General features: G+C 64.4%; 10 protein-coding genes. All 10 read right to left on the minus strand.

What is annotated here, in order from left to right:
* Nucleotides 1-110: 110 nt before the first annotated feature.
* Complete coding sequence (locus IB243_RS20530) at nt 111-668, minus strand: hemerythrin domain-containing protein (RefSeq protein ID WP_057229550.1); 558 nt, start codon at nt 666-668, stop codon at nt 111-113.
* Nucleotides 669-675: 7 nt separating this feature from the next.
* Entirely contained in the window at nt 676-1,089 is a 414-nt protein-coding gene (locus IB243_RS20535) for a hypothetical protein (RefSeq protein ID WP_010462995.1), read from the minus strand.
* 48 nt (nt 1,090-1,137) lie between these two features.
* Nucleotides 1,138-1,809, minus strand: a complete 672-nt coding sequence (locus IB243_RS20540) for a nitroreductase (RefSeq protein WP_192429022.1) — start codon at nt 1,807-1,809, stop codon at nt 1,138-1,140.
* A gap of 24 nt (nt 1,810-1,833) precedes the next feature.
* Entirely contained in the window at nt 1,834-3,165 is a 1,332-nt protein-coding gene (locus IB243_RS20545; RefSeq protein ID WP_242421487.1) for an NnrS family protein, read from the minus strand.
* Complete coding sequence (locus IB243_RS20550; RefSeq protein ID WP_192429029.1) at nt 3,162-5,606, minus strand: adenosylcobalamin-dependent ribonucleoside-diphosphate reductase; 2,445 nt, start codon at nt 5,604-5,606, stop codon at nt 3,162-3,164. The genes IB243_RS20545 and IB243_RS20550 overlap by 4 nt, the downstream gene beginning before the upstream one ends.
* A gap of 96 nt (nt 5,607-5,702) precedes the next feature.
* Nucleotides 5,703-6,383 (minus strand): carbonic anhydrase, encoded by a 681-nt coding sequence (locus tag IB243_RS20555; RefSeq protein WP_057229552.1) that lies wholly within the window; start codon nt 6,381-6,383, stop codon nt 5,703-5,705.
* Nucleotides 6,384-6,410: 27 nt separating this feature from the next.
* A complete protein-coding gene (locus IB243_RS20560) occupies nt 6,411-7,217 on the minus strand; it encodes a peptidylprolyl isomerase (RefSeq protein WP_225585136.1) in 807 nt (268 codons plus the stop codon).
* Between the two features lie 157 nt (nt 7,218-7,374).
* Nucleotides 7,375-8,109 carry a respiratory nitrate reductase subunit gamma gene (narI, locus tag IB243_RS20565; protein ID WP_010463001.1) on the minus strand — a complete coding sequence of 245 codons (735 nt, stop codon included), beginning with the start codon at nt 8,107-8,109 and terminating at the stop codon, nt 7,375-7,377.
* Nucleotides 8,106-8,807 carry a nitrate reductase molybdenum cofactor assembly chaperone gene (gene narJ / locus IB243_RS20570; RefSeq protein ID WP_192429033.1) on the minus strand — a complete coding sequence of 234 codons (702 nt, stop codon included), beginning with the start codon at nt 8,805-8,807 and terminating at the stop codon, nt 8,106-8,108. The genes narI and narJ overlap by 4 nt, the downstream gene beginning before the upstream one ends.
* Before the next feature lie 21 nt (nt 8,808-8,828).
* Complete coding sequence (narH, locus tag IB243_RS20575) at nt 8,829-10,352, minus strand: nitrate reductase subunit beta (RefSeq protein ID WP_192429035.1); 1,524 nt, start codon at nt 10,350-10,352, stop codon at nt 8,829-8,831.
* Nucleotides 10,353-10,366 lie beyond the last annotated feature (14 nt).

Raw genomic sequence — 10,366 nt, forward strand, 5'->3', positions numbered from 1 at the left:
CCGGGCGGCTCCCGGGCCAACAGCCAAGCACTCACCGTCAAGCGAACCCCATGGAAAGCGGGTAGCGTGACGCCCTGTTTCAGAGCGCGCTGATGGAACCTGCCTGCGCCTCAGGCAGCGCCCCGCCGGTGCGCCATCTCCTGCCCCATCCGGCCAAGCACAGCGGGCTCCAGCAGATGCAGCGCAGCCGGGTAGGCCAGATGTTCCTCTTGGTGGATATGGCTCGCATAGCGTGCCGCAAATCGATCAAAGAGCGCCTCGATCGATTCCGAGAATCCCTGGATAGACCCTTGCGCCAGCGCCTGTAGCGGAACTCGCGCCGCCTCCCAGTCAGCCACCATGTCCACATGGTCCTTTTGCAATGCCTGCACCAGCACCTTCACCTCAGGCGAGGCCTGGGCCAGGAGCAGCGGGAAGACATGCAGCTCCTCATCCTCATGGTGCAATGGCGCAGCGACATCAAAGTAGCGCAGCACATCGCGTGCGGCCTGGCGCGCGCTCTCGTCGGCACCTTGCTGGCGGACATGTTCACGCAGGCGGCCCAGAAGTGCCAGTGTGCGCTGCACGCGTTCGTGGCAGGCTTCCAGCATGGCAAAGGGCTCTTCGAACCCTACTGCGGGCGCGCTGAAGCCAGGAATGTGGCGAGCGGGTGCAGGAGAGGACGCCATCCTCGCCTCACCCAAAACGCACGGGCTGGCCCTGGCGGTCGAAGGGAATGTAGGCACCATGCGCGCCGCCCTTGATCGCATCCACCATGCGCTGCAAAGGCGCCTCGGCATCGGCGCTGGTGGGCGCCTTGTTGAGCGTGCCCGACATCGCGGCTGCAAACACCATGGCCCAGTCGTGGCCAGGGGCCGTGAACTGGCGCGCCTCTCCTACCAGCGCGTCGAATGATGGCAGTTCCTGCGGCGTTTTGTCCACGCACATCAGCGGCACCAGGGCACCGCCTTGCCCGGCTTCAAAGCGCGCGCGCTGCGCGGGGGTGGCGTCGTCGGGGAGTTCAACGGCAGCAAACACAAACAAGAGACGCTGAGGTTCGGGTTGCATGCGGGCTGCCTGCAACAGATCGTCGAAGCTGGAAATGTTCATAAAAATCTTGGTGAAATAAAAAATGCTGTCGGGTTCTTTCTGGCTTGCTCAGAAACCAGGCACCACGCCCTGCTGCGCGTCCAACGTGCTCACATAACTATCTGCAACGGGCCGCGCCCGCACGGCCTTGCGCGATTGCACGGTACCGATGCTGATAAAACACAGCGCCTGCTCCCAGGCTGCCAGCTGGAACAAGCCGCGCAATCCAGCTGATTTGAGCGCTTTGCCACTCGTGAGGGCGGATCCATAGCCCTGCGCAGTGGCCATCAGCAGCATGTTCTGCACGGCACAGCCTGCTGACACCAGGCGTTCGGACAGGTCGATGGCGGGGTCCCCGCATTGGCCGTCGACCACCACCAGCATGAGCACCGGGGCTCGGTAGGCTTTTTCGCGGGCCTGCTCGGCCTGCTCTGGTGTGGCGGCTGGATCGCGCTCACGAAGAGCCCGAGCAAACACGTCTGCCAGCGCTGGCCGCGCCGCGTCGGACACCAGCACAAAACGCCAGGGCGTCAATTTGCCATGGTCGGGGGCATGGGCCGCAGCGCCAAGAATCTGGGCCAGCTCCCCCCCTCTAGGCCCTGGGGCGGCCAAGCGTTTGGGCAGGATGGTCTGGCGCGACTGGATCAGCGCAGCAGCCATCGCGGCAGTGTCGTCTGAGGTGGTCGCCGCAGCGGGCATGCGCCGTTGTGCATGCTTCAAAGGCCAGGGAATGACAGCCATCGCAGATCCTTGAAAGAGCCGCCGTCAGCCCGGGCGACCGTCAGCCCGCAGGCAGCCGTACCACCTGCCAAGCCGGACACCCCACACGCCCATGGTGGCGGCCCACAGGCATGCCGCCAGCGGCAAAAGCGACACCCACGCAACGCCAAATACCCCCGGCACCGCCGCGGCAATGCGCAGTACCGTGGCCACCTGCAGGATCCAGAACAGCGTCCATGCCGTGCGGTCTGCCACCAGCGCACGGCCACTGTGTCCACAGGACACTCGCGTCACCATGGCCAGCATCAGCGATGCCAGGCAGCCCATGGTCAACGCGTGCAGTGCTCCCAGGCCCAGCGCTCCCATGCCAAAGCCCCAGGCCAGCCACGGTGACAGCCCGCCAAGAAGAAAAGCCAGGCCGAGCCATAGAAAACCAATGTGCAGCATCGCGAGCAGCCTGTTCTTGAGGCTTTGCACCAGGCCCCAGACACAGGCCAGCCAGACCAGCACGCCACCCACGGCCAATTGCAGCGTGCCGTATACCAGCCCCCAAACCGTCCCTGCAGCACCGGCAGGCAATCCGGCCCATTCCAACCATGCAGCCAGCACCTGCAGCAGGGCCGCTGCCAGCATCAACCACAGCACCCAGAAAGGCCTCCACGCCTTCACCATGGGCATGGCGCTGGAGGTGAAAAACGGAATCATGCGATGCGCCACCGTCACATACACCACGACAACAAATCCCCACAGACCGGTGAATACCCAGACACGCGCGAGCGCATGGGTCCCCACCGCCAGACTCAGCCACAGCCCTGCAAGACTGACGCAGCCCAGCGTGCAAGCCCAGGCGATGGTGCGAGCATGCAACTGGTCCTCGGACTGGCTTTTTCGCACACGCCCCCAGAACTGCACGGTCATCCAGACGAGGCCCACCACCGCCACCGCCAGCCCGCCCAGCGCCACACCCACCCACAGGTGCGCGCCTGCCAGCCACAGCAACCACCCCACCGCCTGCGCCACCAGGGGTGTGCGAAGCGCCTGCACGGGCAAAGGCTCCACCCCAAGCCATTTGGGGCCTGCCGTGAACAAGAAGCCCGAAAAGAACAGTGGAATAAATCCGAACGCCATCACGGTCGAGTGCACCAGCGTGGGAGACACCGCGTAATAGAGCCCCCACCCACCGGTAGACCGCGCCACCTGCACCAATGCCCACCACCCCCCCGACGCCACCAGCACCACCATGGCCAGGAAGAACCCCAACCGGTGCGGCGCCAGCATCAGATAGCGCCAACGCCAGTGACTGTCCAACGACGCCAGCACTTCGGGCGAAGGTTTTCCCGACGCGGTACGCAGTGGGATGACAGGACGAGACGTCACCCGCAGGTCCCCAGGTGCCCACACTGCGTGCAATAGTCGCAACCATCCTTGCGGATCACTGCATGGGCGCCACATTCGCTGCACTTCTTGCCCGCCATGGCCTGCGGGACCGCCAGAGGCGCGGGCGCGGGCTCATCCAGCGGCAGTTGCTGTTGCACCGGGTCCGCCACGCGGCGCGCCAGGATGTTCTGGATGGCATAGGCCATGGCCGCCACTTCGGAGTCATGCCACATGGGCACCAGCGTGCCGTCGTCCTTGCGGTGGGTGCCCAGGCGCACGGGCCCACGGTCCCAGGCCACTTTGCGCATGTCGGAGAGCGCCCGCTCCAGGAAGCCGCCGCGCGCCGCCAGCGACAACATGCGCATGCTGGACGTGATCCACTGCTGCGACTCGCCGCTCTGACCTACAGGCATGAAGAACTCGATGGCCCGGTCCACCGTGCCATTGCCAACCCCCGTGGGGACCGGCAAGAACGAGACGATAAGGTACAGCGTCTTGTGGCCTTCCTGCGTCCAGTATTCGAGCTTTTCGGCCACCGCCGAGAGGCCGCCTTGCGGGCGGCTTTCGATCACGGTACGCATGGGGTCCACCGGAGGTGCGGGGGGTGCCACAGGTGCTGCAACGGCTGCGGGTTCAGGCGCTGCATGGGTTTCCAGCACCGATCCCAGGATGGCATTGGGCCGGTAGGTGGCCAGGCCCTTGAGCTTGGCGCGCCAGGCCTGCAGGTACAGGTCCTTGAAACCTTCGTAGGGATAATCGGCGGGGATGTTCACCGTCTTTGAAATGGCCGTGTCCACGAAGGGCTGCACAGCTTCCATCATGGCAATGTGGCCTTCGGCGGGCATGGCGAGGGCCGAGACGAAATAGTCCGGCAAAGCACCCACGTCACCGCCCAGTTCGCGGTACAGCCGCCAGGCGTGGTCTTCGACGGCGTATTCCGAGGTAGTGCCGTCGGATTCACGCTTCTTGCGCTTGTACATCCACGAAAACGGCGGCTCGATGCCGTTGGAGGCGTTGTCGGCAAAGGCCAGGCTCACCGTGCCCGTAGGGGCGATGGAGAGCAGGTGGCTGTTGCGGATTCCGTGCTGGCGGATGGCCGCCTGGAGCGATTCGGGCAGGCGGCTGGCAAACGTGCCCTCCGACAGGTAGGGCTCCGCCTGGAACTTGGGAAACACCCCCTTCTCGCGCGCCAGGTCCACCGACGCGGCATAGGCGGCGTCGCGCATGCACTCGGCAATGCGTGCCGCCATGGTGCGCCCTTCAGGCAGGTCATAGCGCAGGCACAGCATGGCCAACGTGTTGCCCATGCCGGTAAAGCCCACACCAATGCGGCGCTTGGCCATGGCCTCGTCGCGCTGCTGCGGCAGCGGCCAATAGGTCACATCGAGCACGTTGTCCAGCGCTCGCACCTGCAGCGCCACGGCTTTGGTGAAGTCATCGAAATCAAACGCAGCCATGCCCCCAAAACCGAAGGGGTGGCGCACAAAGCGGGTCAAGATGATAGGGCCCAGGTCACAACACCCGTAGGACGGCAATGGCTGCTCGCCACAAGGGTTGGTTGCCGCGATGTCTTCGCAATAGTGCAGGTTGTTGTCTTCGTTGATGCGGCCCAGGAACAGGATGCCGGGCTCGGCGAAGTCGTAGGCCGACTTCATGATCGTGTCCCACAGTTCGCGCGCGGGCACGGTGGCGTAGACCCACAGGCCATCGGCACGCTGGCGAGCGCCCAGGGCCAGCAAAGCGGCACCCGGTTTCGCCTTGTGCACCAACTCCCACTGCGCGTTGTTCTGCACGGCGTGGATGAACGCATCCGACACGCCCACCGATACGTTGAAATTGTTCCAGCGGCCCGGCGTGCGCTTGGCGGTGATGAACTCGTGCACATCGGGATGGTCAATGCGCAGCACACCCATCTGAGCCCCCCGGCGCGCGCCTGCGCTCTCCACGGTCGAGCACGACTGGTCGAACACGTTCATGTAGCTGCACGGCCCCGACGCCATGGAGGCCGTGGCCTTCACTTGCGCGCCTTTGGGCCGGATGCGGGAGAAATCGTAGCCCACGCCGCCCCCACGGCGCATGGTTTCTGCAGCCTCGCGCAGGGCTTCGTAGATGCCTGGAAAACCCTCGTCGTCCACCCCCTGGATGCAGTCGCCCACGGGCTGTACAAAACAGTTGATCAGCGTGGCCTGGATGTCGGTGCCTGCCGCGCTCATGATCCGGCCCGCTCCGATGGCGCCCGCCTTCAGGTTGGCGAGGAACAGGGCTTCGTATTTGTCGCGCAGCTCCGGCGCCTCCACCGAGGCCAGGGCCCGCGCCACACGCTGGTAAAGCTCGTCTGCGGTGGTTTCCCCGGGTTTGAGGTATTTCTCACGCAACACATCCAGGCTGATGGGCTGCAATGAAGAGGTGGGCTTAAGGGGGGGCTGTGGTTCGCGTTTCATGGGGGCCGATGATTTGGGTTTCACGCCAGTGAGGTCTTGCGTTCCATCAAGAGGGCCTCATTCCTCACGGATATGCCGCGAGAATGCCGGACAAGGTCAAAGCTCGTCCAGAAGAACTTGCCCATCATGCTCCACGTAGGGGTGGTAGGGACCAGTGCCGCTGTTGTCCGCCCGCGAGGCCGGCACAAAGCCGCCCGTCTTGACATCAAACACATGGACTTCTCCTTCCTCGATCACATAGTGCCAGCCATGCAGGCTGATCTGCCCTGACTGCACACGGCTACGCACCATGGGGTACTCCATAAGCCGCTCCAGCTGCAGCACCACAGCGCGTTGCTCCGTGCGGCGCAGCACCTCAGGTCCGGGTTGCATGGGCAACAAGGCCTCTCGCCCCAGGTCCAGCCAGCGGTTCAGGTTGGGGGCTTCGGGCGAAACCTCACCATACATCGCCTTGATAGCCCCACAGTGACTGTGGCCGCACACCACAATGCGGCGCACCTGCAGGTTGAGCACCGCAAACTCGATGGCCGCCGTGGTGCCATGGTGGCCATGAGATCCGTCATACGGCGGGATGAACGCACCCACGTTGCGCACCAAGAACAGCTCCCCCGGGCCCGCACCGGTCAGCAGGTAGGGCACCAGGCGCGAGTCGGAACAGCCGATGAACAGGGTGGTCGGGTGCTGCCCTTCGTCCACCAGCGCCTGGAACTGCTCGCGGTACTGGGGAAAGGCGTCGTTATGGAAACGGCGCAGGCGATCAAGCAGCTCGTCGGGCATGGGGCACTCGGTTGAAGCGTGGTACAACTACTGTACAAGCGGGGAGTCGGCCGCGTCCAGTGCCACGCCTTCCACCACGGCAGCGCCCGCCAGCAATTGCAGGTACTGGCGCAGCGCATTCACCCAGGCCTGCTGGCGCAACGTGAGCGCAATGGCCTGGCGCACTTCTTCAAACGAAGGCTGCTGCCCGGGGTCGCGCGCCACCACCTCCACCACATGCAGGCCAAACCGGCTGTGCACCAGGCGTGCCAGCACACCGATCTCCGCGCTGCCAAACACCTCGCGGGCGAATTCAGGCGCACAGTCGGCGCGGGTCAGCCAGCCCAGATCGCCGCCTTGCTGGCCGCTGGGGCAGTTGGACCACTGCGCTGCCGCTTCGGCAAACTTGGCGCCACCGTCGTCCGCACAGCGCAGGTCAATCAGCATGGCTTCGGCACGCAGGCGCAGCTGCTTGACGTCCACGCCGGGCGTCACGGCAAACAGCACGTGGCGCAGCTGGGCCCGCTCACCATGGGCGTGTGCCGCAGGGTGGGCGTCATGGTAGCGGCGGCAGGCTTCTTCCGACGGGTCGGGGATGGGCAGCTCGCGCTCCAGCAGTTGCTCGATGGCATTCGAGGCCTTGGTGCTGATGGCCCCTTCGACACCCGGCACATCGTCCTGCGCCAGCAGGCCGCCTTGCTGGGCTGCCTGTCGCAGCAGCTCGGTGCAGGCACGCTGGCGCAAGGCTTCATCATCCAGCCACTCGGCCGTTGAATTCAATGCCACGCCGTTGATGCGCGCCACCGGGGCCTGCCCTATGGGCTGAGGGGTTGCCATGGCGGGCGTGTCTGCCATGGCCGTCGCTCCTACCGTGGCGGAGAGCGCCTCGTAGGCGGCCGTTTGCTCGGGGGAAAGCGTGCTTTGGGGGGCGCTCTGGCTGGTTGCGCTGGTGCCGCAACCGCAGCTACCGGTTCCACATCCGCTCATGGTGTGCTCCTTGGGTGGTATGAATTCAAACGCCACGGCGGTCTTGCGACTGCATATGGCCGGGTGGCAGATTCAGGCGGCGCGCACGCACTACCTGATAGGGGCGCAGCACATAGGCCAGCGTGCCAAAGCCGCTCCACACATGCACCAGGCGGGTGAACGGGAAGATCAGGAAGATGCTCATGCCCAGGAACATGTGCGTCTTGAAGATCCAACCCGCACCGGCCAGCAGATCGACCGCACCACTGCGGAAAGTGACGATGCGTTGCCCCCACTCAGCCAGGCGCATCATCATGGAGCCGTCCAGATGTTGTGCCGACAGCGGGATGGTGGCCAGGCCCAGCGCCAGTTGTACCCACAAGAGCACCAGGATCAGGATGTCGCTGGTCTTGGAGGTGGCGCGGATGCGCGCATCCGACAGGCGGCGGTGCAGCAGGAGGGACAGGCCCACGAAGCCCATCAGGCCTGCAATCCCCCCCGACACCATAGCCATGAGCTGCTTGGCGCCGGCGCCGATAAAGTGCTCATACAAGAAGTGCGGCGTAAGCATGCCCACGGTATGGCCGAAGAACAGGAACAACACGCCCACATGGAACAGGTTGCTGCCCCAGCGCAAGCTGCCGGTGCGCAGCAGCTGGGAGGAATCGCTTTTCCAGGTGTACTGGTCGCGGTCAAACCGCGCCCAGCTGCCAATGAAAAAGACAGCGAGGCAAATATAGGGATAGATGCCAAACAACAGGGTGTCAAGCCAGGTGGTCATACGGAGACTCCTTCTGGTGCCCGCTCGGCGCGGGGGGTACGAACAAAATGCAGAGGTTGTGGCTGGTCCGGCTTGGACTGGCCCTGGGTGCTGCAACCGCCAAACGCCTCGGGCTCGGCCCAGACCTCGTCCATCGGCGGCTCGGGGGTCAGCGCTACCGACTGCACGCGCTGGCCCGACACTTCGAGCACCGCAGCAATCACGCTGGCATAGGGGCTGTTGCGCGCCACCAGCGCACTGAACAGCGCGTTCAGGATGTGGGCCATCTCGCCCAAGAACTCCTTGGCCACTTCCACAGGCTGGGTGGAGGCGAACTCCAGCACCACCGGCAAGTGGTCGGGCAGTTCGTCGGCTTCGAACTTCAGGCCTGCTTTGTCGTAGGTCTGCAGCAGGTCGATAAGCGCCGGGCCCCGGTCGCGCGAGTCGCCGTGCACATGCTCGAACAGGTGCAGCGAGGTCTGACGGCCCCGGTCGAAGTTGTCCACATAGCGGGCTTCGGCTTCGAGAGGGTCGAGTGCAGCCAGGTGCTCGCACACAGCCTTCAGTTCATTCATGCGATCGGCTGTCAGGGCCTGCTCTGTCTGCAGGGCGTCGATCAGTTGCGGCATCACGCTGCGCAGTTGCGCATCGGGGTAGCTCAGCAGGTAGCCCAGGGCGCGCAGGGTCAGGCGCACGGAGGTCGGGTTCTTTTTGAACATGGTGATTCCTTTGCCTGAGCTTCAGACCGTGGCTTTGATCGGGATCGTGCGGGGCTTCTTGCCGCCGAACATGCTGGTCTCGGTGGCGCCATCGGAACAGCCGTTGCCAAACGAGAATCCGCAACCACCCCGAATGTCGAACGCGTTTTCGGCATATTCGCGGTGGGCCGATGGGATGACAAAGCGGTCCTCGTAGTTGGCAATCGCCATCACGTGGTACATCTCCTCGACCTCGGCCATCGACAGGCCCGCCTGCTTGAGCACACCCAGGTTCTGGCGCTGCTCCACATGCTTGTCGCGCTGGTAGGTGCGCATGGCCAGCATGCGCTCAAGCGCCCGTACCACAGGCCCGGTGTCGCCGGCGGTGAGCAGGTTGGCCAGGTACTGCACGGGGATGCGCAGCTGCGACACATCGGGAATGTCGCCATTCACACCCACATGGCCCGCGTTGGCGGCGGCGGTGATGGGCGAGAGCGGTGGCACATACCAGACCATGGGCAGCGTGCGGTATTCGGGGTGCAGCGGCAGGGCCACCTTCCATTGCACGGCCATCTTGTAGACCGGGCTGTTGCGGGCAGCGTCCATCCAGCTGTCAGGGATGCCGTCGATGCGGGCCTGCTTGATCACGTCCGGGTCGTTCGGGTCCAGGAAGATGTCGAGTTGCGCCTGGTACAGGTCGCGGTCGCGTTCCACGCTGGCGGCTTCCTGGATGCGGTCTGCGTCATACAGCAGCACACCCAGGTAGCGGATACGGCCCACGCAGGTCTCGGAGCACACGGTCGGCTGGCCCGCTTCGATGCGGGGGTAGCAGAAGATGCACTTCTCAGCCTTGCCTGATTGCCAGTTGTAGTAAATCTTCTTGTAGGGGCAGCCTGAGACGCACATGCGCCAGCCACGGCACTTGTCCTGGTCGATCAGCACGATGCCGTCTTCCTCACGCTTGTAGATCGAGCCGCTGGGGCACGATGCCACGCACGCCGGGTTCAGGCAGTGCTCGCACAGGCGCGGCAGGTACATCATGAAGGTGTTTTCGAACTGGCCGTAGATGTCCTTTTGCACATCGTCGAAGTTCTTGTCCTTGCTGCGCTTGCTGAACTCGCCGCCCAGAATTTCTTCCCAGTTCGGGCCCCACTCGATCTTCTCCATGCGCTTGCCGGTGATCAGGCTGCGCGGGCGGGCCGTGGGTGCGGCCTTGCTTTCAGGTGCGGACTGCAGGTGGTCGTAGTCGAACGTGAAGGGCTCGTAGTAGTCGTCGATCTGCGGCAGGTTGGGGTTGGCGAAGATGCGCATGAGCAGCTTCCACTTGCCGCCCTGGCGGGGGGCGATGGAGCCGTCCGGGTTGCGCACCCAGCCGCCGTTCCACTTGTCCTGGTTTTCCCATTCCTTGGGGTAGCCGATGCCGGGCTTGGTCTCGACGTTGTTGAACCAGGCGTATTCCACGCCCGGGCGACTGGTCCAGACGTTTTTGCAGGTGACGGAACAGGTGTGGCAACCGATGCACTTGTCCAGGTTCAGCACCATGCCGATTTGTGCGCGAATTTTCATCGTGTTTCTCCTTG

The organism is Acidovorax sp. ACV01 (assembly GCF_014851495.1).
In the GTDB taxonomy this organism is placed as follows: Bacteria; Pseudomonadota; Gammaproteobacteria; order Burkholderiales; family Burkholderiaceae_C; genus Acidovorax; species Acidovorax radicis.